The sequence below is a fragment of the Paraburkholderia sp. BR10954 genome, assembly GCF_040965775.1.
Taxonomy (GTDB): domain Bacteria; phylum Pseudomonadota; class Gammaproteobacteria; order Burkholderiales; family Burkholderiaceae; genus Paraburkholderia; species Paraburkholderia youngii.
Genome location: NZ_JBFRCK010000037.1, coordinates 33,348 through 55,580 on the forward strand (window position 1 = coordinate 33,348; position 22,233 = coordinate 55,580).

General features: G+C 64.1%; 23 protein-coding genes. 13 read left to right on the top strand and 10 right to left on the bottom strand.

The genetic code is table 11. The features are described 5' to 3' along the window. Nucleotides 1–80: 80 nt before the first annotated feature. Nucleotides 81–920 (top strand): DNA-binding transcriptional regulator, encoded by an 840-nt coding sequence (locus AB4Y34_RS34170; protein WP_368718551.1) that lies wholly within the window; start codon nucleotides 81–83, stop codon nucleotides 918–920. Nucleotides 921–1,000: 80 nt separating this feature from the next. Here AB4Y34_RS34170 and AB4Y34_RS34175 read toward each other — a convergent pair whose 3' ends face one another. From AB4Y34_RS34175 to AB4Y34_RS34195, 5 genes are all read right to left on the bottom strand, one after another. Then, on the bottom strand, nucleotides 1,001–1,696 hold the full coding sequence (locus AB4Y34_RS34175) for a response regulator transcription factor (protein WP_176382854.1): 696 nt from the start codon (nucleotides 1,694–1,696) through the stop codon (nucleotides 1,001–1,003). Between the two features lie 31 nt (nucleotides 1,697–1,727). Next, nucleotides 1,728–3,110: a sensor histidine kinase gene (locus AB4Y34_RS34180; protein ID WP_368718552.1), complete on the bottom strand. Its 1,383-nt coding sequence runs from the start codon at nucleotides 3,108–3,110 to the stop codon at nucleotides 1,728–1,730. Nucleotides 3,111–3,160: 50 nt separating this feature from the next. Beyond that, nucleotides 3,161–4,201, bottom strand: a complete 1,041-nt coding sequence (locus tag AB4Y34_RS34185; protein ID WP_368718553.1) for an ABC transporter substrate-binding protein — start codon at nucleotides 4,199–4,201, stop codon at nucleotides 3,161–3,163. Between the two features lie 126 nt (nucleotides 4,202–4,327). After that, nucleotides 4,328–5,713 carry a sensor histidine kinase gene (locus AB4Y34_RS34190; RefSeq protein WP_176125845.1) on the bottom strand — a complete coding sequence of 462 codons (1,386 nt, stop codon included), beginning with the start codon at nucleotides 5,711–5,713 and terminating at the stop codon, nucleotides 4,328–4,330. A gap of 2 nt (nucleotides 5,714–5,715) precedes the next feature. Further along, the gene (locus AB4Y34_RS34195; RefSeq protein ID WP_013092490.1) at nucleotides 5,716–6,393 is read right to left on the bottom strand and encodes a response regulator; all 678 of its coding nucleotides are present in this window, start codon (nucleotides 6,391–6,393) and stop codon (nucleotides 5,716–5,718) included. A gap of 217 nt (nucleotides 6,394–6,610) precedes the next feature. Here AB4Y34_RS34195 and AB4Y34_RS34200 point away from each other — a divergent pair, with 217 nt between their 5' ends. The 8 genes from AB4Y34_RS34200 to AB4Y34_RS34235 all read left to right on the top strand — a co-directional run bounded on the left by AB4Y34_RS34200 (nucleotide 6,611) and on the right by AB4Y34_RS34235 (nucleotide 14,555). After that, entirely contained in the window at nucleotides 6,611–7,630 is a 1,020-nt protein-coding gene (locus tag AB4Y34_RS34200; protein WP_368718554.1) for an ABC transporter substrate-binding protein, read from the top strand. A gap of 39 nt (nucleotides 7,631–7,669) precedes the next feature. Next, nucleotides 7,670–8,464, top strand: coding sequence for an ABC transporter ATP-binding protein (locus AB4Y34_RS34205; RefSeq protein ID WP_176382860.1), 795 nt, complete (start codon nucleotides 7,670–7,672; stop codon nucleotides 8,462–8,464). A gap of 16 nt (nucleotides 8,465–8,480) precedes the next feature. After that, nucleotides 8,481–9,344, top strand: a complete 864-nt coding sequence (locus AB4Y34_RS34210; protein ID WP_368718555.1) for an ABC transporter permease — start codon at nucleotides 8,481–8,483, stop codon at nucleotides 9,342–9,344. 285 nt (nucleotides 9,345–9,629) lie between these two features. Beyond that, nucleotides 9,630–11,105: a tetratricopeptide repeat protein gene (locus tag AB4Y34_RS34215; RefSeq protein ID WP_368718556.1), complete on the top strand. Its 1,476-nt coding sequence runs from the start codon at nucleotides 9,630–9,632 to the stop codon at nucleotides 11,103–11,105. A gap of 53 nt (nucleotides 11,106–11,158) precedes the next feature. Beyond that, a complete protein-coding gene (locus AB4Y34_RS34220) occupies nucleotides 11,159–11,641 on the top strand; it encodes a glycoside hydrolase family 108 protein (RefSeq protein WP_013092495.1) in 483 nt (160 codons plus the stop codon). Further along, nucleotides 11,641–12,333 (top strand): hypothetical protein, encoded by a 693-nt coding sequence (locus tag AB4Y34_RS34225; protein ID WP_368595861.1) that lies wholly within the window; start codon nucleotides 11,641–11,643, stop codon nucleotides 12,331–12,333. The genes AB4Y34_RS34220 and AB4Y34_RS34225 overlap by 1 nt, the downstream gene beginning before the upstream one ends. A 151-nt stretch (nucleotides 12,334–12,484) precedes the next feature. Beyond that, a complete protein-coding gene (locus AB4Y34_RS34230) occupies nucleotides 12,485–14,041 on the top strand; it encodes an alkaline phosphatase family protein (protein ID WP_368718557.1) in 1,557 nt (518 codons plus the stop codon). A 199-nt stretch (nucleotides 14,042–14,240) separates the two neighbouring features. Beyond that, nucleotides 14,241–14,555: a DUF4148 domain-containing protein gene (locus AB4Y34_RS34235; protein WP_176366282.1), complete on the top strand. Its 315-nt coding sequence runs from the start codon at nucleotides 14,241–14,243 to the stop codon at nucleotides 14,553–14,555. Nucleotides 14,556–14,750: 195 nt separating this feature from the next. On the opposite strand, the gene AB4Y34_RS34240 is transcribed toward AB4Y34_RS34235, so the two are convergent. Then, complete coding sequence (locus AB4Y34_RS34240; RefSeq protein ID WP_176106790.1) at nucleotides 14,751–14,999, bottom strand: hypothetical protein; 249 nt, start codon at nucleotides 14,997–14,999, stop codon at nucleotides 14,751–14,753. 103 nt (nucleotides 15,000–15,102) lie between these two features. Next, a complete protein-coding gene (locus AB4Y34_RS34245) occupies nucleotides 15,103–16,149 on the bottom strand; it encodes a phytoene/squalene synthase family protein (protein WP_176382863.1) in 1,047 nt (348 codons plus the stop codon). Nucleotides 16,150–16,364: 215 nt separating this feature from the next. On the opposite strand from AB4Y34_RS34245, the gene AB4Y34_RS34250 reads away from it, so the two are divergent. From AB4Y34_RS34250 to tehA, 3 genes are all read left to right on the top strand, one after another. Beyond that, nucleotides 16,365–17,885 (top strand): RAD55 family ATPase, encoded by a 1,521-nt coding sequence (locus AB4Y34_RS34250; protein WP_368718558.1) that lies wholly within the window; start codon nucleotides 16,365–16,367, stop codon nucleotides 17,883–17,885. 5 nt (nucleotides 17,886–17,890) lie between these two features. Then, entirely contained in the window at nucleotides 17,891–18,241 is a 351-nt protein-coding gene (locus AB4Y34_RS34255) for a response regulator (protein WP_176106793.1), read from the top strand. Nucleotides 18,242–18,419: 178 nt separating this feature from the next. Next, nucleotides 18,420–19,445 carry a dicarboxylate transporter/tellurite-resistance protein TehA gene (gene tehA / locus AB4Y34_RS34260; RefSeq protein ID WP_176382864.1) on the top strand — a complete coding sequence of 342 codons (1,026 nt, stop codon included), beginning with the start codon at nucleotides 18,420–18,422 and terminating at the stop codon, nucleotides 19,443–19,445. A 75-nt stretch (nucleotides 19,446–19,520) separates the two neighbouring features. Here tehA and AB4Y34_RS34265 read toward each other — a convergent pair whose 3' ends face one another. Continuing rightward, nucleotides 19,521–20,012: a DUF4126 domain-containing protein gene (locus AB4Y34_RS34265; RefSeq protein ID WP_176382866.1), complete on the bottom strand. Its 492-nt coding sequence runs from the start codon at nucleotides 20,010–20,012 to the stop codon at nucleotides 19,521–19,523. 339 nt (nucleotides 20,013–20,351) lie between these two features. On the opposite strand from AB4Y34_RS34265, the gene AB4Y34_RS34270 reads away from it, so the two are divergent. Next, complete coding sequence (locus AB4Y34_RS34270) at nucleotides 20,352–21,230, top strand: LysR family transcriptional regulator (RefSeq protein ID WP_368718559.1); 879 nt, start codon at nucleotides 20,352–20,354, stop codon at nucleotides 21,228–21,230. A 4-nt stretch (nucleotides 21,231–21,234) separates the two neighbouring features. Here the strand turns inward: AB4Y34_RS34270 and AB4Y34_RS34275 are convergent, their stop codons facing one another. Continuing rightward, nucleotides 21,235–21,486: a hypothetical protein gene (locus tag AB4Y34_RS34275; RefSeq protein ID WP_176382871.1), complete on the bottom strand. Its 252-nt coding sequence runs from the start codon at nucleotides 21,484–21,486 to the stop codon at nucleotides 21,235–21,237. Between the two features lie 40 nt (nucleotides 21,487–21,526). Further along, nucleotides 21,527–22,048, bottom strand: coding sequence for a lecithin retinol acyltransferase family protein (locus tag AB4Y34_RS34280; protein ID WP_176382873.1), 522 nt, complete (start codon nucleotides 22,046–22,048; stop codon nucleotides 21,527–21,529). Nucleotides 22,049–22,233 lie beyond the last annotated feature (185 nt).

Genomic DNA, 22,233 nt, shown 5'->3' on the forward strand with positions numbered 1-22,233 from the left:
AGGACCGGCCACCTGCCCGCTCAACAAAATCTGGAAAATGTGCATAGAATGCACATAGCTGATTTAATTGAGGTTTTTAAGTGACCAAATACACGAATGTGCGAGGTCTGTCGCGCGGCTTGCAGGTGCTGCAAGCACTCAACTCGATGGACAGCGGCCGCGCGACGAGCCAGCAGATCAGCGAGCTGACCGGCCTGCATCGCACCACCGCGCGGCGGCTTCTGGAGACGTTGATGGAAGAAGGCTTCGTGCGGCGCAGCGCGTCGGACGACAGCTTCCGGCTCACGCTGAAAGTGCGCGCGCTGAGCGAAGGCTTCACGGACGACGAACGCATCGCGACCATCGCGCCGCCGGTCATGGGGCGTCTGCTGCAACGTGTTGCGTGGCCGTCCGATCTGACCACGCCCGACGGCGACGCGATGATCATCCGCGAGACCACGCACCGCTTCAGTACGCTGTCGTTTCATCGCGCGATGGTCGGCCGCCGTTTGCCGATGCTGCTGACCGCGGCGGGCCGCGCGTACTTCGCGATGTGCCCCGATGAAGAGCGCGAGGACATTCTCGATCTGCTGCGCGCGGGCGCGGGCGGCGAGGAGCAGAAGGCGCTCGCGTCGAACGACGCGTTGATCCACAGTCTCGTGAGACGCGTGCGCGCGGATGGGTTCGGTTCGAATCACGGCGACTGGGCGGACCAGGGGAAGATCGGCGCGGTCGCCGTCGCGATCGTGTTCGAGGAACGAGTGCTCGCGAGCTTGAACGTGGTGTTTCTGTCGCGCGCGGTGTCGCTTGCGGAAGCGAAGCGGCGCTATGTGCCCGAGTTGCAGACGGCTGCGCGTGAGATGGTCGAGGAACTCGCGGCGCAGAGCAGCGCGAAGAGCGGAGCGGGTAACACGCGTACGGGGCGCGAGCGCAACTCGTGAGGCCGCTCGCGAAACCTTATCAAAATCGTCAGCTGGCACCTCGGAACCGCGTGCAAACGCGCTCCTATCGTGCGGTCATCTCAGGCAGACGCAAATGCCTCGTGCGGTTCTTCTTCGCGCAAGATATAGCCGAGTCCGCGCAAGGTCATGATCTTCGCGGTCGATGCCGCGAGGTGCTTGCGCAGCCGGTGAATATAGATATCGATCGCGTCGGCGCTCGGCTCTTCGTCGAGCGTGAAGATCTTGTCCATCAGCGTGGCTTTGGAGACGGTCTTGCCCTGCTTCAGTATCAACGCTTCGAGGATCGCGTGTTCGCGGCGGCGCAACGACAGGCGTTGGTCCCGCAGCACGAATTCGCGGGAATCGAACAGATAACGCAGATTGCCGCATTCGGTCGACTGCCCTCTGTCTCCCGCGGCCTGACGGCGAATCAGCGCCTTGATGCGCGCCACCAGTTCGCGCGCATCGAAGGGCTTGACCACATAGTCGTCCGCACCGGCCGAAAAGCAGGCCACCTTGTCGTCGGTCGAGCCATTCGCGGTCAGCATCAGCACCGGCACGTTGTCGCGCTTGCGGCGCAACCTCGCGAGCACCTCCTTGCCGCTCATGCCAGGTAGGCGCAGATCGAGCAGCACCGCGTCATAGCATTGCAGACCGAGCAGCGTCTCCGCGCATTCGCCGTTTTGCGCCCAGTCGATCGCGAATTGCTCGACTTGCATCAGGTTCATCACCCAGCGCGCGAGGTCCGCGTCGTCTTCCACGAGCAGCAGTTTCATCGTTGTCCTCTCATTGGTGAGTCGCGCGACGTCAGGTTGCGCCGAGCCATAAGCGCATCTCGACCGTCGCAACGAGGCCCGCGCCGCCTGCGTTCGATTCGAGCGTCACGCTGCCGCCCTGGCGATGCGCAATCTCGCGCACGATCGGCAAGCCGAGACCCGTCCCTTCCGTATGGCTCGACGCACGATAGAAGCGCTCGAACACGCGCTCGCGCGCATCGGCCTTGATGCCGGGTCCGTTGTCGATTACGCGCACGATCGCCATGCCGTCGCGTCGCTGCGTCTGCACCGTGACGCGCCCGCCCGCCTGCGTATAGCGCAGCGCGTTGTCGACCAGATTGGTCACGAGGGCCGCGGTCAATGCTTCGTCACCGGTCACGTACAGGCCGTCTTCCAGCTCCGCGCCCAGATCGATCTCTCGCGACTGCGCAAACGCGATCAGTTCCTCGAGCACGCCCGCGATCAACGCGCTCAGATCGATCCGCTCCGGCACGTTCAGCGGCGCAGCCGACTCGGCCTGCGCGAGCAGCAACAGCTTGTTGGTCAGCGTGGTCAGCTTGCGGCTGCTCTTGTGCATGCCCGCGAGCGCTTCGTCGAGCGGAGCGTCGCGGCTATCGCGTTGCCGCGCGAACTGGATCTGCGCGGCCAGCAGCGCGAGCGGCGTGCGCAACTGATGCGCTGCATCGGAGATGAATTGACGCTGCGTCGCGGCCTGCTGGCCCATTCGCGCGATGCACTGGTTGATCGCCTCGACGATCGGCCTCAGCTCGACGTGCAGACGCGCGACGCGAATCGGTTCGAGCTGCGACGCATTGCGATCGGCAACGTCGTCCTTCACCTTCATCAGCGGCAGCAGTTCGAAGGTCAGGCCGAGGTAGACGAACACCATCGCCAGCACCAGCGTCAGAACTTCGCCGGACAATTGCGGCCGCAGCAGACGCCACACCATCGCGTCGCGCGAGCCCTCCGTCTTCGCGACGGCGACGATCACTTCCTCGGTGTGTCCCGAGTCGTAAAGCTGCCGCGCGTAGGCGACCGCGCGCGCCGCGCGGCCGTCGGCGAAACGGGTGGAATAAAGCGCGGGCTTGTCGCTCACATGCGGCGGCAGCGGCAACTCGGGGATGCCCGCGAGCAGACGATGGCCGCTCGCCTCGACGCGATAGAAAACCGAGTCCTGTTCCGGCGATTCGAAGAGTTCCAGCGCGGCCGGCGGAATCTGGATCGACACCGAACCGTTGTCCCAGTCGATATCCTCGCCGATGATCCGCATCGACGACAGCAGCGCATTGTCTTGCACCAGGTCCGCGGTGTTCTGCGCGAACCGGTATGAAATGACGACTGAAATGGAGACGAATGCCGCCAGCGGCAACAGCAGCCACCACAACAAGCGTCCGCGCAAACTGCCTGAAAACACGATGTGCCGATCCTCTTGTGCTCGATGCGACCCACGCGGTCAGCCCGCTTTCAAGGCTTCACGTCAGAGACGAACTGGTTGGTGAAGGTGCGCGACAGATCGATATACCGCCCCTTCACCGCCGGATTGAAACTCGACAGTACCTTCAGCACCGTCTGCGGACCGTCGGCGGGCATCTTGCCGTCGACGGTGTACATCGGCAGCGAAGCCTGCAACGCGCTGATATACAGTGCCTTGTCGTTGCCGATGTCTTCTTTTGGCATCCGCGCGGCGATCTGTTCCGCGCTGTGGGTATGCATATAGCGCAGTGTCCTGACGAATGCGCGCGCGAGTTTCGCGGCTTCGTCGTGATGCGCGTCGAGCCACGTGCTTTGCACGTAGAGGCTCGACGCCGGATACATGCCGCCGAGCGCGGCGCGCGTGCCGTCGACGTTGCGCATATCGACGAGTACTTTGGCGTCGCCCGCCTTCAATAGCTGAGTGACGGTCGGCTCGGTCGTCATACCCGCGTGAATGCGTCCTTCCCGCATCGCCGCGATGAAACTGCTGTCCGCGCCGACCGGCAGCAGCGTGTATTGCGTGGACGGCACGCCCGCGCGCTGTGCGAGGTATTGCGTCAGAAAACTCGTCGAGGAACCGAGCCCGGTGACGCCGAGCGTCTTGCCGCGCACGTCCGCCATACTGCGGATCGAAGCGGCCGACTTCGCCGCGACCAGTTGCACTTCGCCCGGCACCTGGCTGAACACGACGATCGTCTTCACTTCCTTGCCGCGTGTCTGCAGATCGATCGTGTGATCGTAAAAGCCGACCACGCCCTGCACCGCGCCGGCGAGCATTTCATTCTCGCCCTCTATTCCAGTCGGCTGCGACAGCAGTTCGACGTCGAGCCCTTCCGCCTTGAAATAGCCGAGCTGTTCGGCAAGACGCGCCGGCAGATAGATGAGCTTGTTGGTGCCGCCCACCATGATCGCGAGTTTCTCCGGCTCGGCCGCTTGCGCAGGTGTCGCCACGCTCGCGAGCGCGCACCATGCGAGCGACGCCGCCACGACGGCATAGGCCGCGCGCGAAAGACGCGTCGGGGAAAGCTTCATTTGCGGGTGTCTCCGTTATCTTGCTCCAGGCGCCGCGCGGGTCGCCTGCCCGTGATTCTGAAGGGCCGAACCCTTCCCGATGCTTTCAGTGCTGTATTTGTTGCGCGAACCTCGGGTTTGTCCCGATCACTTCGGCGTCGCGCGCGGAAACGTCACCGCGATATCCACGCCCTTGCCGCCCTCGCCCGCCTTCAGCACGATCTCGCCGTGATGCGCGTCCGCGATTTCGCGCACGATCGCCAGACCGAGGCCCGTGCCTTCCGTATCCGTCGACGCGCGAAAGAACGGCTCGAACACGCGGCTGCGCGCCTCGGCCGGAATGCCGGGGCCGTTGTCGGTCACGCTGACCGTCACCGTATTGGCCTCGGTATCCGCGCTCACGGCGACCGTCACGTGGCCACCACTGCCCGTATAGCGAATCGCGTTCTCGGCGAGATTCGCGATCAGCGCCTGCAACATGCCGCGATGTCCGAGCACCGGCGCCGCGCCGTGCAATTCCGCGCCCAGATCGATTTCACGCGCCTGCGCGAGCAGCCCGAGATCTTCGACGACTTCCATTGCGAGGGGTACCAGATCGACGCGTTCCATCGCGAGTTGCGAGTTGTCGGCGGCCTCGGCCTGCGCGAGCAGCAGCAGCTTGTTGGTGAGACCGACCATCGAACGATTGCTTCGATGCATCGCGGCAAGCGCTTCGTCGAGCGCGGGATTCAGGCCTTCCTGCTGCCGCGCGAACTGCAGTTGCGTGCCGAGCAGCGTGAGCGGCGTGCGCAACTGATGCGCGGCATCCGCGATGAAGCGCCGCTGCGCCGCCACCTGCACGCCGAGCCGCGCGATGCACTGATTGATCGCATCGACGATAGGCCGCAGTTCCGAATGCAGACGCTCGACGCGGATCGGCTCGAGCTGCATCGGATCGCGGTCGGCTACCTCGTCTTTCACCTTCATCAATGGGCGCAACTCGAACGTGAGCCCGATGCAAACGAGTGCGACCGCCAGCGCGATCATTTCGAGCTGGCGCACGAGTTGCGGCCGCCACAGTTGTTGAGTCATCGCGTCGCGCGAGCGCACGGTCTTGCCGACCGTCACGCGCACGGGGCGCGTCGCGCCGTTGTCGTACATGAACCGCACGATGTCGACCGCGCGCACCTGCTGGCCGTGCAACTCGGTGTAGTACGAATCCGGCACGTCGGGCGCGCGCAGCGGACGCGGCGGGAAATCAGGCGTACCCGCGAGCAGCCGCCCATCGTCGACACGCACGCTGTAGAACACCTGGTCGCGATATGGCGACGCGAAAATCTCGAGGGCGGCGGGCGGCACATCGACCCGCAGAAAACCGTCGCTCCATTCGACCTCGCCCGCGATCATCCGCGCCGACGCGACCAGCTGGTTGTCCTGCACCAGATTCGCGGTGTGCCGCGCGTTGTCGTACTCGGTCTTACCGGTCACGAACACGTAGAGCGCGAGCGGCACGAGCAGCCACCACAGCAGACGGATGCGCAGGCTATTGGACATCGTTACTGGTCGTCTTCCCGCTTGCGCAGCAGATAGCCGAGCCCGCGCAGCGTGACGATCGCGGCCGAGCTGCCATCGAGCTTCTTGCGCAAACGCGAAATGTAGATCTCGACCGCGTCTTCGCTCGGCTCGTCCGCGAGCGTGAAGATCGCATCGACCAGCGCGGGCTTCGTCACCGTCTTGCCGAGGCGCAGGATCAGCGCTTCGAGCACCGAACGCTCGCGCGGCGTCACGTTCAGCGGCGCGCCTTTCAGCGTGAACTGGCGTGTGTCGATGTCGAACGACAGGTCGCCGCACACCACCTCGCTCGCTTTGGACGGCGACTGCCGCCGGATCGCCACCTTGATGCGCGCGATCAGCTCACGCACTTCGAACGGCTTCACCAGGTAGTCGTCGGCGCCGGCGCCGAGCAGTTCCACCTTCTCGTCGATCGAGCCGCTCGCGGTCAGGATCAGCACCGGCGTCGCGTCGCCGCGCTGACGCAGCCGGCGCAGCACGTTCTTGCCCGACAGCTTCGGCAGGTTCAGGTCGAGCAGGATCACGTCGTAGTGATTGGTGCGCAGCAGGCGGTCGGCTTCGTCGCCGTCCTGCACGGCGTCGAGCGCGAAGGCTTCTTGCTCCAGCATCTTCGCGAGCCAGTGCGCAAGCGTGGGGTTGTCTTCGATCAGCAGCAGCTTCATGGCAGGTACGGCAAAAGTCAGGTCGTCGATTGTGCCTTAAAACAAGGGGGCTGCGCGCGTGGAGTGTGGCGCGTCGTCGGCGCATCGTCGGGTTAACACCCATGTTTTGCGCCAAACCCCGAAAGCTGGCAGAAGGTTTCGCGTTTCTATAATCGCTGCCATTCACCCAGAAAGCGCCGCGCCTCGATCGCGGCGACCCACCTAAGGAGACTGCTTCATGCGTACCTTGCGCCAGCTTGCCGTTGTGTCAGGAGTTGCTTTCGCCCTTGCCGCCGCTTCGGCCGCCGCTCACGCCGACAAGATCACGATCATGGTCGGCGGCGCCACCAAGATCATCTATCTGCCGGCCAAGCTCACCGAGCAGCTCGGCTACTTCAAGGACGAAGGCCTCGACGTCGAAATCCTGTCGCAGCCGGCCGGTGTCGATGCGGAGAACGAACTGCTCGCGGGCGCGGTGCAAGGCGTGGTCGGCTTCTACGATCACACGATCGACCTGCAAAGCAAGGGCAAGGAAGTGCAGGCGCTCGTCGTCTTCGGCCAGGTCCCGGGCGAAGTCGAAATGGTCTCGACGAAGGCGGCCGATTCGCTGAAGAGCATGGCCGACGTCAAAGGCAAGACGCTCGGCGTGACCGGCCTCGGTTCGTCGACGAGCTTCCTCACGCAGTACCTCGCGCAGCGCGCCGGTGTGGCGTCGACGCAATACACGATGTTGCCGGTCGGCGCGGACAACAGCTTCATCGCCGCCATCAAGCAAAGCCGCATCGACGCCGGCATGACCACGGAGCCGACCGTCTCGCAACTGCTGAAGACCGGCGACGCGAAGGTGCTGGTCGATATGCGCACCGTGGAAGGCACGCGCGCCGCGCTCGGCGGCACCTACCCCGCGTCGAGCTTCTACGTGCAGCGCGCGTGGGCCGAATCGCACAAGGACGACGCGGCGAAGCTGTCGCACGCGTTCGCGAAGACGCTGAACTTCATCGCGACGCATAGCGCCGAGGACATCGCCGCGCAGATGCCGAAGGACTACTACGGCAACAACAAGGACCTGTACGTGGGCGCCCTGAAGGCGTCGCTGCCGATGTTCACGAAGGACGGCAAGATGCCCGCCGACGGCCCGGACACGGTGCTGAAGGTGCTGTCCGCATTCAATCCGTCGGTGAAGGGCAAGCATATCGACCTCGCCAAGACCTACACCAACGACTTCCTGTCGGCGCCGGTCAAGACCGCGTCTAAGTAACGCTTCTTTCATATTCACAGAACTGCGAGGCACCCGCCGATGAATCAAACTATGTCACGCGAGACGCCAGCGATCGAAATGCGCAACGTGTCGTGCCGTTTCATTTCCCCGGACGGCAAGGCCACGATCGCGCTGCGCGACTTCAGCATGTCGGTGGCACGCGGCGAATTCGTCGCGGTGGTCGGCCCGACCGGCTGCGGCAAGTCCACCACGCTCAGCATGATCACCGGCTTGCTGAAGCCGACCACCGGCGAAGTGCGCGTGATGGGCGCGCCAGTGGACGGCATCGATCCGCGCATCGGCTTCGTGTTCCAGGCCGATGCGGTGTTTCCGTGGCGCTCGGTGCTCGACAATGTCGCGGCGGGTCCGCTCTATCGCGGCCGTTCGAAATCGGCCGCCTACGACGAAGCAAACGAATGGCTGCGCCGCGTGGGCCTCGACAAGTTCGGCAAGCACTATCCGCATCAACTGTCCGGCGGCATGCGCAAGCGCGTCGCGCTTGCGCAGACCTTCATCAACAAGCCGGAAATCCTGCTGATGGACGAGCCGTTCTCGGCGCTCGACATGCAGACGCGCACGTTGATGCAGGACGAGCTGCTGCAATTGTGGGGCGGCGTCGGCTCGGTCGTGTTCGTCACGCACGACCTCGAGGAAGCGATTGCGCTCGCCGACCGCGTGTTCGTGCTGACCGCGCGCCCCGCCACGCTGAAGAAAGTCTACGAAATCGATCTGCCGCGACCGCGTGTCACGTCGGAGATCCGCTACGACTCACGTTTCATCGAAATTTCGCGCGATATCTGGCATGACCTGCGCGAAGAAGTGCAGATCGGTTAATCAAGGAACGGCAAACATGTCTACACCCTCTCAACAGATGATGCCCTCGGGCATCGACGCCGCGTCGCTCGCTCACGTCGAGCGTATCGCGCAGAAGAAGATCCGCCAGCGCCAGGTTCTGGTGGTTTCGCTGCGCATTCTGGTGCTCGTGGTCGTGCTCGGCGGCTGGGAACTGTCCGCGCGCCTGAAGTGGATCGACCCGTTCTTCTTCTCGATGCCGAGCGCGATCTTCGAACAGATCGTCGACTGGTTCGTGAACGGCACGTCGCAAGGTCCGCTGCTCACGCAGGTGTGGGTCACGCTCGAAGAGACAGGCCTCGGCTTCATCATCGGTTCGGTCGCGGGCATCGTCTGCGGCATCGTGCTCGGCCGCAACAAGCTGCTCTCCGACGTGTTCAGCCTCTACATCAAGATCGCCAACTCGATTCCGCGTGTCGTGCTCGGCTCGGTGTTCGTGATCGCGCTCGGGCTCGGCATGGCATCGAAAGTCGCGCTCGCGGTCGTGATGGTGTTCTTCGTGGTGTTCGCCAACGCGTTCCAGGGCGTGCGCGAAGCGGACCGCTACATGATCGCGAATGCGCAGATCCTCGGCGCGTCGCGCCGCCAGGTGACGACCTCGGTCGTGATTCCGTCGGCACTGAGCTGGATTCTCGCGAGCCTGCACGTGAGCTTCGGCTTCGCGCTGGTCGGCGCGGTGGTCGGCGAATTTCTCGGCTCGAAGCAGGGTATCGGTTTGCTGATCTCCACCGCGCAGGGCGCGTTCAATGCGAGCGGCGTGTTCGCGGCGATGATCGTGCTGGCGGTGGTCGCGCTTGCCGCCGACTACCTGTTGACAGCGGTGGAGCATCGATTGTTGAAGTGGCGGCCGAGTTCGGTTTAAGCCGCCGCAGCGCAAGTCCTCAAACAGTAGTTCGCTTCACCGATGCCGCTCAGTCTTCCGGACTGAGCGGCATTTTTATTTGCCAGCCCGCATTCTGTCTTCCGCCGGCGAACTGTTTTTCCCGATACGTTGGCCGGGCCGCAACACTTCCTGCTTTCAATCCCCTCACCGCAAGCCAACAGCGGCCTGCTAGCCCGTCCCGTGCGGCATGGCACGTTCGATGCGTACCCACCGCGCAAGTCGGGCGGTCGCCAACATCGGTCGCCGATCGAAGCGAGGTGGGTCATGTCGAGTGCACAGGGTCAACGTCGGTCGATGAACGGGTTCAGCGGTACGGTCATACGCGCCAACGCCGCGAATCGCCGCCATCGTCGTCATTCCAGCGGATTCGTGCTGTTCGGCTTGCATACCGCCAGTGTGATCGGCCGCGGGCCGAAGCGGCTCTGGCCATATGTGTTGCCGTGGCTGGTCATCTTGCTGACGATCGGTTCGATCTGCCTCGTCGCGCGCGGCGTGCTCACGCGTCAATTGCTGGTGCCGCCGGTGGAGACGCCGCAAGCGTTGACCGAGCGCGGCTACACATCGAACTTTGTCGCCGAGCGGATCATGTCGGCGATGAAGGAGATCGGGCGAGACGCCGAATCGATTCCGCACGACACGATGACCAGCAACGACGCGCAGCAGGACATCCAGATCCCGGGTCAGGAGATGTCGTATGCGACGACGGTGCGCTTCATCAAAGGCCTGCTCCAGCGCGAAGATGTCGCCGTGCACGTCGGCATCACGAAGACGAACAACAGCGCGGATTCGTATGTCGCACATGTGCAGATAGAACACGGCCCGTTCAACGGCCGCGAAAGCACGGTGCCGTTCGAAGGGCGCGACCTCGAAAAGTTCGTGCACGACATCGCAACCACGGCGATGCGCCTCGCCGAACCCAACATCCTCGCCAGTCATCTGTTCACCCAGGTGCAGAAGACCAAATGTTCGCTCGCGCAATGCGACTATCGCGAGATCGTCGGAATCTACGACGAAGTCCTCGCGCTGCCCTCGTCCGAACAGGCCCAATGGGCGGTCGCGGGCAAGGCGTGGTTGCTCGACAGTCAGCAGCGCTCGAAAGAAGCCGAGCAGCAGATCCGCGAAGCATTGACCCAGTACAAAGACTCGGCCGTGCTGCGCGCGAGTCTCGGCATCGCGCTCGAACAGCAGAACCGCATCGACGATGCGCTCGAGGAACTGCGGACCGGCGCGAACGAAACGTCGCGCACCGCTGAAAACCTGCGGCTGCTCGGCGATGTGCTGTTGCATACGAACCGGCACGACCGCGAAGCGCTCGACGCATTCAGACGGGCCGCCGAGATGAACCCGGAATCCGTCGACACGCTGCACGACTGGGCCGAGGCGCTCGTCAAGACCGGCCACTACGACGAAGCAATCGAAAAGCTCTCGCGCGCCGTCGCGTTGCGGCCCGATCTCGCGCCGTCCTATGCGGAATGGGGCCGCGCGCTGGAACACAAAGGCGCTCTGCGCGAGGCCGCGCGCAAGTACGCACAGGCATTGCAGCTCGACGCCGCCACGCTGTCGGCGCGCGAACGCGAGCTGGCGCTCTCGACGGACGCATCGCCCGACGAAGCCGACACCCGGACATCGAGGCCTGACCAGCGCGTCACGCCCGTTTCGAATCCGATGACGTCGTACCCGCTGCGGGCCTCGCTCGACACGGTACGCGACGCCGCAGGACAGGCGATGCGAGCGGCCTGAGCCGCGCGCATCGCCATTTGAGTTGGCAACACAGCCGAACAGGAGACAGTTCGATGGACAGCTTCGAAGATGCATTCAAAGCCTTGATCGGAAACGAAGGCGGGTACAGCTTCAATCCGGCCGATCCGGGCGGCGAAACGATGTGGGGTGTGACGGCGCGCGTCGCGCGCAGCGAGGGCTATAACGGCGCGATGAAAGACCTGCCGCTCGAAACCGCTCATCAGATCGCCAAGCGCAGGTACTGGGACCCGTTGCATCTCGACGAACTCGATCCGCGCGTGGCCTTTCAGATTTTCGATGCGAACTACAACGGCGGCCTCGTCGTGCTGTGGATGCAGAAAGCGTCCGGCGCGAAAGAAGACGGCAAGTTCGGCCCCGACACGCTCGATGCGGTCAAGAACGCCGACCCGATGAAGTTCGTGATGCGCTTCGCCGCGTATCGTCTGCGGTACCTGCGCAATCTGCATTCGTGGCCGAGTTTCAGCCGCGGCTGGACCGAACGGATGGCAGCCAATCTTCTCCTGGGAGCAGCATGATGGACTGGTCTAAAGTAGCGACGAACATCAGCAGCACCGCCCCGCTTCTCGCCGGGCTCGTGGGTGGTCCGGTCGGCCTCGGCGTGACCGCCGCCGCCGCGATCATCTCGCACGCGCTCGGCACGCCGAGCGACCCGGCCTTCGTGGAACCCGCGTTGAACGACCCCGGCGCACTCGAAAAACTTCGCCAGGCCGAGAGCGCTAACTCGCTGCAACTGCAACAGTTGATGGTGACGGCCGCGCAGTCGAGCCTCGCGCACGACGCCGAGATGGCCCGCATCGCCACGAGCCATACCGCGAATGCACGCGCGATGGGTGTCGCCAATCGCGACTGGGTCCCGAAGGTGCTCGCGATGGCCGTCACCACCGGCTTCTTCGGCATTCTGCTGCTGATGGCGTTTCAGCCTCTGCCGGGCACCAACAAGGATCTCGTCAACGTGATCGTCGGCGCGTTGGGAACCGCGTGGATCAGCATCATCGGCTATTACTTCGGCACGTCGGTCGGCTCGATGCGCAAGACCGAGCTGCTCGCGAAGCCGAGTGTACCGATCACGGCCGATAGCGCGTTGACGTTGCGCGAACCGGCGTCGCAGCCGGGAGCGCATGCACCGGCGGCGGTCGCGCCGTCCGGCGACCCCTTCCCGTCGTTCGCGCCGGGCGGGCAAGGTCCGATCTTCTCTGGCGGCAGTTGAATCCATGCCAGGTTGAGCGAATCATGCACGCGACGAGATACGCCGAGCGTCGCGTGCAGGTCCGTTTCAAAGCAGAGCTCTTTCGCCAGCACGCGTTTTGCGCTAAGTTGGCAAGCGCGAAATCCATCCCGTCCCGAGTGGAGCGATCAAGATGAGTGAGGTCAAGCCGAACGCGCAGAACGATCCGATCGAACACGTCGTGCTGCTGCTGATGGAGAATCACTCGTTCGACCAGATGCTCGGCTGCCTCGACGCCGTGCACGACAAACTGGACGGGGTGCGCAACGCGGCCGGCAAATCGAACGCCGACGGTCAAGGCAATACCTTCTATCCGCGTGCGACGCGCGAGCGGCAGATGAAGCACGATCCGAATCACGAGCACAAGGCCGTGATGGATCAGATCGCCGCCGACAACAGCGGCTTCGTGCGTTCGTTCGTCAACGACTACCCGAAGAGCAGCCTCGTCGCGCGGCAAGACGTGATGGGCTATTACCCGCTCGGCTTTCTGCCCGCGCTGCATACGCTCGGTTCGCAATTCACCGTGTGTGACCGGTGGTTCTGTTCATTGCCGGGGCCGACGTGGCCGAACCGCTTTTTCGCGCTGACGGGTACGTCGAAAGGCGAGATTGACATGCCTTCGGGGCTCGACGGACTCAATCCACGCTGGTACACCGAGCAGGATCAGGACACGATTTTCGATCGCTTGAACGCCGCGCGCAAAACATGGAGCGTCTATTTCTATGACTTCCCCGCGTCACTGCTGTTGAAGAACCAGCGACGCGCGGAAAACCTCGCGAATTACCGCTCTTTCGACAAGTTCTTCGAGGACGCAGCGGGACCCGCCAGCCAATTCCCGCAATTCGTGCTGATCGAGCCGAAGTACTTCGGCGAAGCGCAGAACGACGATCATCCGCCGCACAACATCATGAAGGCGGAGAAGCTGATCGCGGACACCTACAATGCGCTGCGCTCGAATCAGGCGCTATGGGAGCGCACGTTATTGGTGGTCCTCTACGATGAACACGGCGGCTTCTACGACCACGTATCGCCGCCGGCCGACGCAGTCGCACCCGACGGCCACACCACGAGCTTCGATTTCAAACGACTCGGCGTACGCGTTCCCGCGATCCTCGTGTCACCGTGGTGCGAAGCCGGCGTATGCAACGAACGATTCGATCATTGCAGCCTGTTGAAATACCTGTGCGACAAGTGGCAAATGCCACCGCTCGGCGAGCGCACCGCGGCATCCGCGAACCTCGGCGTGGCGATTCGCCGTGACGGCGTCGCGCGCGCGGATACGCCGCCGTTCATTCGCGTGCCCAATCAATCGCTGATTGCCGAGCACGTCGAACTGGAGCGCAAATCGTCGAATGGCAATCAGCAAGGCCTGCATCACTTCGCCGACTTTCTGCACGCGGAACTGGACCGGCTCGCCGCGGAGGCGGTCGAGGGGGCCGCACAACTGGCGCGCACCGGCAATGCGTGGGTGCGCTTCAAGAGCGCATTGGGCTCGCTGATGACGAGTCTCGGCCAGTGGCTCAGCAAGGACTTCTACGACGCACGCGACCAGCGTGATGCGCGCACGAGCCAGGCGTTCACGCGCTTGCGGCAATCGGTGCATGCCGCGACGCCGGGCATCGCGCGAAACGACGCGCCGGCACCGGCACCGGCAACACCCTCGGCCGTCAGTCCGGTGTCGGAGAAGTAGCACTCCGCATTGCGCCGGCCGCGCAGAGAACATCTACGCGTTAACCCTGAAAAGTTCCGCGCTTTTATATCAACTTTCGCAACAAACATTAGCCGCATCACGACTTACTCCGCCAAGTTCACCAAATTACAATGCAATCACTGACTACGAACAAGCACGTTCGCAGCAAGACAAAAATCCTGAACTGGAGGTAAGTATCATGAAATCGCTGATTCAAGCTGTTGTCATCGCCGTCGCTGTCGCCGCTCCGGTCGCTGCTTTCGCACAAGCCAACCAGCCCGTGACCCGCGCTCAAGTGCGCGCCGAGCTGGTCCAACTGGAAAAGGCCGGCTATCAACCTGGTCACGCCGACCCGCACTACCCGGCTGACATCCAGGCTGCGCAAGCCCGCGTCGACGCGCAAAACGGCGGCGGCCAAGCCGCTACCGGCTTCGGTGGTGTGGTGAGCGGTACGACCCAAACGAGCCGTGCGGCTCCGATGAGTGGCCCGAAGTCGGTCTACTTCGGTCAGTAAGCGATGGCGCGTCCTTGCGACGCGCACCCCGATTCAAATGAACTGGCCCGCTGCTCGGGTAGCTCCGAGCGCGGGCCAGTTCATATGTGTTACCTCCGTCATCGGGCTCCCGATGACTTCGCCCGGGCCTTCACGGTCTGGGCGCTTTTTCGCGGCGCTATGCGTGCGCCGTGACGAATCCTCAGCTGCCGGCGCTCACTCGCGCGCGATCAGATCGCCGACCTGGCCACGCCCGGTCACGAGGCAACTCGACAGGAAGCTCTCGCTCTGCGCGCTCGCGCCAGCGTCACCAAAGCCCTTTTTCAACGCGTCCGATTTAACGAGCGCCGCGCCCTGGTGACACGTAATCGTGCCGACCTCGCCCGCCTGCGCACGCATCAACGCCCGATCCGCCATCAAATAGCCAAGCAAAAGCACCAACGCAATATTGAACGCTTGTCGCATGGTTCGTCTCCTTTTCGAAAAGACTAACGCGAAGCGCGAATGCAGTGGCCTAGGGCTTTCCCGATTGTTGACGTTTCAATGATCCAGAATAAATCGTTTATGCCTACAGCCGAGCCTCGATCCGCGCGATGCGGCTAACGATCGCATTGCGCACCAAGGCATTCGATGGCACCAGCAGCAGCGACGACGCGATGATCCGATAGACGTCACCGCGCGTCACCTTCGACACTTTCGCCGGATCGAGCCACGCATCGTTATCCGCGAGCAGCAGCAAAGTGTCGAGGCCGATCAGGATCGGCCACAGGCAGGCGAGCCGCAAGCGCACCGCGCTCGCCGGAATCGCAAGCGTATAGTCGAGCGCCGCGCGGAAATGATCGAGCGTCTTGCGCAGTAGTTGGACGAGCAGCGGCCGCGCGTGCATCGAATTGGCCGGTTGCAGCAGATCGCGCGCGCTTAGAGCGTGGCGCTCGAGCATGCTCTGTGGCAGATAGCAGCGGCCGATGCGCAAGTCTTTTCCGCAATCGCGCAGCACGTTGGTCATCTGCAATGCCTTGCCGAAACGCACGCCGCGCTGCTTCATCGTGTCGGGCTGCTCCTTCAGCGTGCCCGGCATGTGCGCGTAAGTCATCGTGGTCCAGAACTCGCCGACGCAGCCCGCGACCAGATACGTATAGCGATCGAGTTCGCCGTATTCGCGCAGCGCCGCGATCTGGCCGGAGCGTTCGTCGGGGAACGTGCGCAAATCGAATTCCATGCCTTCGGTCAGCGTCGTGACGATCGCGCGCACCGCGTGGCGGTCGGACTCGCTCAGTTGCGCGAGCACGTCGAGCGCGGGGTTCAACGATTCGAGCAGCAGCTTTTCATCCGACTGCGTCTGCTGACCCGCGACTTCGGCGGCGATGCGCTGGAACGGCGCACTATCGGCGGCCACGCCATTGACCTGATTGCGCAACGCAAGCAGCAATTGGAGGCGTTGGCCCGGCGCGATCAGCGAGGTGTCGGCGATGGTATCGGCGGCGCGCGCGAGCAAATATGCAAGGCCGATCGGATCGCGCATGCCGATGGGCAGCACGCGCAGCGTCAGATAGAAGGAGCGTGAAACGCCTTTCAGGAGCGGACCGAGAAGAAAGGCCCGGGTCGAATTCGGCATGAGTTGGACTGGTTGGCAAATAGGCGGGTGAAAGCCCGCGGGGATCAGGCGCTGCCGAATTGTATACGCGCTCTCCGTCATGTCGCCTGCAACGGGCTGCCGCGCCGTGCGATATCGCTAATCGCGAGCGGGAACGGGGATTGCTGCCACGACGGGGTTAACTAGAGGACGGTCACGACCAGGCCGTCGCTTGCACTTTGAAAGACACTTCAACCATGACTACCGAAGCATCGAACACCTCCCGCCTGTCTGACGCGGCCCGGCCTGACGCGGCGCGGCCTGACGCGGCCCGACGCAATGTCGAAACGGGCGTGCCCGGTTTCGACGAAATCCTCGGCGGCGGTCTGGTAAGCGGCGGCGTCTATCTTTTGGAGGGCATGGCTGGCGCCGGCAAGACGATCCTGTCCAGCCAGATCGGCTTTCATCGGGTACGGCAAGGCGAGAAAGTGCTGTACATGACGCTGATCGCCGAATCGCACGACAAACTGCTCGGTCACCTGAAAGGCCTGAGCTTCTTCGACGAAACCGCGGTCGCGCAGCAGATGCTGTTCGTGTCCGGCTATCACGAGCTGATGCAGGACGGCCTCGACGGTTTCCTGAAGCTGATCGCGTCGAGCATCTACGACCACCGGCCGAGCCTGATGATCGTCGACGGCTTTCGCAGCGCGCGCGAATTCAGCGAAACCGAGCTGTCGCTGTCGAAGTTCATCCACGAGCTGAACGCGCTGGTCGCCGCGATGGACTGCACGACGCTGCTGCTCGCGCCGCTGTCGGGCAACGAGCCGCATCCCGAGCACACGCTGGTGGATGGTCTGATCGAGCTGAACCGCTATCACGACGGCATGCGCCGCGCGCGCGAAATCGAAGTGCACAAGATGCGTGCGCGCGATCATCGGATGGGCAAGCACTTCTTCCGCATCGCCGGCAGCGGGCTGCTGATGTTCCCGCGCCTCGAAGCGCAGTGCGCGCAGCAACCGGGCCCCGTCGATCTGAAAGCACGGCTCGGCTTCGGCTTGCCGCATCTGGACAATCTGCTCGGCGGCGGCTTCGCGCAAGGCTCGACGACCACGCTGATCGGCCCGTCCGGCGTCGGCAAGACGCTGCTGTGCCTGCAGTTCCTCGCGGCCGGCCTCGCACGCAGCGAACGATGCGTGTATCTCGGCTTCTACGAGGGGCCGCAGCGCCTGATCGGCAAAGCCGAAGCGGTGTCGATCCCGCTTGCCGATGCGTGGCAGGACGGCCGTCTGGTCGTGCTTTGGCAGCCGGCGATCGAACTCGCCATCGACGAAATCGCGGCGAAAGCGCTCGCCACCGTGAAGCAGATCGGCGCGACGCGCATCGTGATCGACGGCGTCGAGGGCTTTCGCGATTCGGCGTTGCGCACCGAGCGCTTCGGCCTGTTCCTCAATGCACTGCTGCATCAGTTGCGCGAAGCGGCCGTCACGACGCTCGTCACCGAAGAGCTGCCGCTGTACAGCGAGCCGAGCCACGCGAAGGCCGTGCGCGTGTCGGCGCTGACCGAGAACCTCGTGCTGCTGCGCTACGCCGAGACCGAAGGAGGACTGCGGCGCATGATTTCGGTGGTCAAGCAACGCGAAAGCGCGCACGACACCTCACTGCGCGAACTGTCGATTTCGTCGCAAGGACTCGACGTGATCGAGGGCTCGCCCGGCGCCGCCGGCATCCAATCGACGCCGGGCCTGTCGGCCACGCTGCAATCGCGGCGAAAAACCTAGCCGCCATGAAAACCATTCTGGTGGTGGACGACGAGTTCGACATCCTCACGGTGTGGCGGCTGCTGCTGGAACGACACGGCTATGCGGTGCGGACCGCGTCGAACGGCGCCGTCGCGCTCGAACTGGTCCGCTCGAGCCGGCCCGGCATCATCGTGTCCGATTGCATGATGCCGGTCATGTCGGGCCTCCAGCTGTGCGCGGCGCTGTACGAGGACCCGGAGCTGCGCGATATTCCGATCATCCTGTGCAGTGCCGCATCGGACATTCCGGTGCAGCCCAATCCGCACATCGCGTACGCGCGCAAGCCGCTGTCGTTCGACCAGCTGCTGGCGATGCTGGTGCGCATGGGCGGTTGACGCTGGGCTCCCTCCCGGCCTTCTCTGCCTCTTTTTCCCGCTAAAAGCACAGCTTGAGACGCTCGCGCCATTTGTCGAGCGTTTGCAGCGTTCTGCGATTCTCCGCGGCCTTTTACAGTACGCCATCGATCGCGCATCGACAGCAACCCGCAGCGCGACGCAACTTTCGGAGGTCGTCATGAACAGCAATCGTGGTGCGGTTCCCGCTGGCTTCTTCAGTATCGCGGTGGGCTCGTTGGCGCTTGCCAACCTGTGGCGCGTGGCAATCCGCCTGTGGCATTTGCCGGCCGTCGCGGGCAGCGTAGTGACGGTCGCGGCGCTCGCTGTCTGGGTCGTGATTCTGTTCGCGTACGCGCACAAGTGGTTCGCGCAGACCGCCGACTCGCGCGCCGAACTGGACCACCCGGTGCAGTCGTCGTTCGTCGCGCTCGCGCCGATCTCGACGCTGCTCGCCGCGCAACTGCTGCAGCCGTACGCGCACATCATCGCGCTGACGCTATACGGCATCGCGGCGCTCGCGCAGCTTGGGCTCGGGGTCTATCTACATGGCCGGCTGTGGCAAGGCGGCCGCAAGCCCGAACTGACCACGCCGGCGATCTATCTGCCGACGGTCGGAGCGGGTTTCGTCGCCGCGGCGAGCTCGGCCGCATTCGGCTTCCATCAACTGGGCGAGCTGTTTTTCGGCGGCGGCGTGCTGGCGTGGCTCGCGCTCGAATCGATGATCCTGCATCGCGCCGCCGTGCATGAACCGCTGCCCGAAGCGCTGCGCCCGACCCTCGGCGTGCAGCTCGCGCCGCCGGTCGTCGGGGGTGTCGCGTATCTGAGCCTCACGAGCGGCATGCCCGATCTGTTCGCCTTCGCGCTGCTCGGCTACGGCCTGTTTCAAGCGCTGTTGCTGCTGCGTTTGCTGCCGTGGATTCGCCAACAGGCGTTCGTGCCCGGCTACTGGGCGTTTAGCTTCGGCGTAGCGGCATTGCCGACGATGGCGCTGCGTCTCGTCGAACGCGGCGCAACGGGTCCAATCGAATTCGCGGCGCCGGTTCTATTCGTGGTGGCGAACGCGATCATCGCGATTCTGGTGGTGAAGACGCTTCAGCTGCTCGTGCAAGGCAAGCTGATTCCGCCGGTGGCGGCGGGTTCGACGGCGGCGACCGCGCCGGTCAAGCAAGTCGCGACAGCCGCGCGAAGCGCCCGGGTTCAATAAGCGGCAGGCAGCGACCGAACGCGGCGGCGACGCGCAAAGCGTGCCGCCGCGTTCGCGTTTGTGTTTGCGTTCGTATCAGAAGCCGTGCATCGACACGACGATCAACGCGGCCGCGACGATCGCCACCACGTCCTCGATCAGCGCCGCAGGCGCATCGCGTCCGAACATGCTCGCGAGCGAACTGCGCACTTTCGCGCCGCCGAGCGTGCCGATCACCGCGCCTACCGCACCGACCACCGCGCCCAGCACCCCGACGATCGCGCCGCCCGCGAGGCCCCCATGCGCGCCGCTGATCGCAGCGCCGCTCAGCGCACCGAGCACGACGCGCGCGCCGAACTGCAGCGGCACCTTGCGGCTCGGCGTTTCGGGCAATTGATCCGTGATCAGTTCGATGACCGCCAGCACGGTGAAGATATATGGCGTGGCCGCGGCGCCGAGGAACGCGAGCGACGTGCCTTGCAGCGGCAGCCATCCCAGGCGCGTTGCCCAGCTGACGGCGGTGGGGGCGATCATCGCGCGAAGGCCGGCGACGACGCCGATGAGCAAGGCCAGAACATACACGGACATAGCGGACTCCGATCGAGGGCACTGATGCAAGGTTGCACGAGCCGACGGCTTACCTGGACGAACGTCGGCAGGACATGTCGAGCATTCCATCTGGACAGTCAACTTCTCACTACCTACATCGAGGCAATCCGCGGCGGCCATTCACCGTTGCTCACAATTGCCGGCCCTTGATTGCCGACTCGCCGCCGCGCGCCTCGCGCGGCGCCGGGCCTGCGATTGCCCCCGTCGATGTGGCCCTAGTGTCGCACAATTCGACTGGCGAATAACAGCCAGGGAGTCGGTGAAGCGGGCTGATGGTGATAAGTTAGCCCACTCACAAGAAAATCTTGTATCTGCACCATGAGACCGTATCTCCCGCTGAACGCGCTGCGCGCGTTCGAATCGTCCGCGCGGCATCTGAGCTTCACGCGCGCCGCGCAAGAGCTGAACGTGACCCAGGCCGCGGTCAGCCAGCAGGTCCGCTCGCTGGAGGAGCGGCTCGGCACCGCGCTATTCAAGCGTTTGCCGCGCGGCCTCGCGATGACCGACGAAGGGCTCGCGCTGCGGCCGGTGCTGTCCGACGCGTTCGATCGTATCGAGGCGGTGCTCAAGCAGTTCGACGGCGGGCATTTCCACGAGGTGCTGACGGTGGGTGTGGTCGGCACGTTCGCGGTCGGCTGGCTGATGCCGCGCCTGAAGTCGTTTCGCGACGCGCATCCGTTCGTCGAACTGCGGCTCCTGACCAATAACAACCTCGTCGATCTCGCGACCGAAGGCCTCGATTTCGCGATCCGTTTCGGCGACGGCACCTGGCCCGGCTCGCTCGCCACCAAGCTGCTCGACGCGCCGCTCGCGCTGCTCTGCACGCCCGAGATCGCCACGCGCCTCACGCGGCCCGACGATCTCGCCAATGAAACGCTGCTGCGCTCGTACCGGATGGACGACTGGATGAACTGGTTCGCGGCCGCGGGCATCGCGCCGCGGCCGGTGCGCGGGCCGGTGTTCGATTCGTCGCGGCTGATGGTGGAGGCGGCGATACAATGCGCGGGCATCGCGCTCGCGCCTGCGTTGATGTTCGAACGGGAGATCAATACCGGGCGTCTGGTGCGCCCGTTCGACGTCGAGGTGAAGGCGGGCAGCTACTGGCTGACCTGCCTGAAGGGCAAGCCCATGACGCCGGCGATGTTGCTGTTCAGTCAGTGGCTCGCCAGGGAAGCGGCCACCGCGGGTCACGCCTGAGTTGCTACGCGGCCGTACGGCCGTACCCGTTCATCGCGGGCCGCTCGGCTTGCGGCGGGAACACGTTCCACGAACCGTCGCCGTGGCGGAAGAAGAAGATCGACAGCAATCCTTCCGGCTTCAACGCCTGCACGCATACATAGCGTTGCTGTTGCGACGCGCGATGGCAGAACCGCACGACGCGCGCGGGCGTCGACGGCGTGGGCGCGAGCCATTTGTCGACGGCCCAGTGCAAGCTCTTTTCCGCGGCAACCATGATGTTCTCCTCGAATCGCCCCGTTCCCGGCGCGCTGCGTTCATGCGAATTGCGCGAGTTGCGCCGCGCGGTGATCGTTCCTCGCCCCGCTCTCGACAAACGCCTTCACGAGGCACAGCAGTGCGCGCACGCCCGTGCTCGGATGGCGCAGGCAGCAATCCACCTGATCGCTGCGGCTTTCGCCGAGCAGGCACCACGCGCAGAAGTGTTCGCAGTTGTTGGTCAGCAGGCGATAGCGGTTTTCGCCGAGGCGGGAGCGCGCGCGGCTCACTGCTTCGGCACCGACGTAGATCGCGCTCGGCGTCGCCCGAACCGACATCGAATGGCCAGCGGCGAAGCGCGCTAGTTCGACTTCCTCGACCGGGCCGCGATGCGCGGAACCCGCAAAGCCCGAGTAGTGCACGACGCGGCCGTTGCCGACATAGATGCCGTGATGTTCGTAGCCATTGCGTTGCGTAACCAGATGCGCGCCGATCGGCAGATCGATCGTCGATGATGTGGTGTCACGAGCGGCTGCGGATTGCTGTTCGTCGTCGCGGGTATCGAGCGTTTGGGTGTTCATGGCTGGCCTCGTTCGCATTTCCAACAGTGTTGCGACAGCTTTTGCATCATCCGGGCCAGTTGCCGGAAAGCCCGTGTTTACGGGCTTGACGGCCGATCGAGCGGTTTTCTGAAGAGGCAGATGTCAGTACTAGACCAACAGCAATCGCGCTGATCTGTTGGCGCCCGACGCTCATTTGCGAGCCG

What these genes read in the sequence shown, in the direction of transcription:
- AB4Y34_RS34210 (WP_368718555.1), top strand. Translation starts at nt 8,481, where the DNA reads ATGTCTACACCCTCTCAACAGATGATGCCCTCGGGCATCGACGCCGCG.
- AB4Y34_RS34175 (WP_176382854.1), bottom strand. Translation starts at nt 1,696, where the DNA reads ATGAAACTGCTGCTCGTGGAAGACGACGCGGACCTCGCGCGCTGGGTG.
- AB4Y34_RS34280 (WP_176382873.1), bottom strand. Translation starts at nt 22,048, where the DNA reads ATGAACACCCAAACGCTCGATACCCGCGACGACGAACAGCAATCCGCA.
- AB4Y34_RS34270 (WP_368718559.1), top strand. Translation starts at nt 20,352, where the DNA reads ATGAGACCGTATCTCCCGCTGAACGCGCTGCGCGCGTTCGAATCGTCC.
- tehA (WP_176382864.1), top strand. Translation starts at nt 18,420, where the DNA reads ATGAACAGCAATCGTGGTGCGGTTCCCGCTGGCTTCTTCAGTATCGCG.
- AB4Y34_RS34275 (WP_176382871.1), bottom strand. Translation starts at nt 21,486, where the DNA reads ATGGTTGCCGCGGAAAAGAGCTTGCACTGGGCCGTCGACAAATGGCTC.
- AB4Y34_RS34225 (WP_368595861.1), top strand. Translation starts at nt 11,641, where the DNA reads ATGGACTGGTCTAAAGTAGCGACGAACATCAGCAGCACCGCCCCGCTT.
- AB4Y34_RS34185 (WP_368718553.1), bottom strand. Translation starts at nt 4,201, where the DNA reads ATGAAGCTTTCCCCGACGCGTCTTTCGCGCGCGGCCTATGCCGTCGTG.
- AB4Y34_RS34230 (WP_368718557.1), top strand. Translation starts at nt 12,485, where the DNA reads ATGAGTGAGGTCAAGCCGAACGCGCAGAACGATCCGATCGAACACGTC.
- AB4Y34_RS34245 (WP_176382863.1), bottom strand. Translation starts at nt 16,149, where the DNA reads ATGCCGAATTCGACCCGGGCCTTTCTTCTCGGTCCGCTCCTGAAAGGC.
- AB4Y34_RS34215 (WP_368718556.1), top strand. Translation starts at nt 9,630, where the DNA reads ATGTCGAGTGCACAGGGTCAACGTCGGTCGATGAACGGGTTCAGCGGT.
- AB4Y34_RS34235 (WP_176366282.1), top strand. Translation starts at nt 14,241, where the DNA reads ATGAAATCGCTGATTCAAGCTGTTGTCATCGCCGTCGCTGTCGCCGCT.
- AB4Y34_RS34265 (WP_176382866.1), bottom strand. Translation starts at nt 20,012, where the DNA reads ATGTCCGTGTATGTTCTGGCCTTGCTCATCGGCGTCGTCGCCGGCCTT.
- AB4Y34_RS34240 (WP_176106790.1), bottom strand. Translation starts at nt 14,999, where the DNA reads ATGCGACAAGCGTTCAATATTGCGTTGGTGCTTTTGCTTGGCTATTTG.
- AB4Y34_RS34250 (WP_368718558.1), top strand. Translation starts at nt 16,365, where the DNA reads ATGACTACCGAAGCATCGAACACCTCCCGCCTGTCTGACGCGGCCCGG.
- AB4Y34_RS34195 (WP_013092490.1), bottom strand. Translation starts at nt 6,393, where the DNA reads ATGAAGCTGCTGCTGATCGAAGACAACCCCACGCTTGCGCACTGGCTC.
- AB4Y34_RS34200 (WP_368718554.1), top strand. Translation starts at nt 6,611, where the DNA reads ATGCGTACCTTGCGCCAGCTTGCCGTTGTGTCAGGAGTTGCTTTCGCC.
- AB4Y34_RS34220 (WP_013092495.1), top strand. Translation starts at nt 11,159, where the DNA reads ATGGACAGCTTCGAAGATGCATTCAAAGCCTTGATCGGAAACGAAGGC.
- AB4Y34_RS34190 (WP_176125845.1), bottom strand. Translation starts at nt 5,713, where the DNA reads ATGTCCAATAGCCTGCGCATCCGTCTGCTGTGGTGGCTGCTCGTGCCG.
- AB4Y34_RS34205 (WP_176382860.1), top strand. Translation starts at nt 7,670, where the DNA reads ATGAATCAAACTATGTCACGCGAGACGCCAGCGATCGAAATGCGCAAC.
- AB4Y34_RS34255 (WP_176106793.1), top strand. Translation starts at nt 17,891, where the DNA reads ATGAAAACCATTCTGGTGGTGGACGACGAGTTCGACATCCTCACGGTG.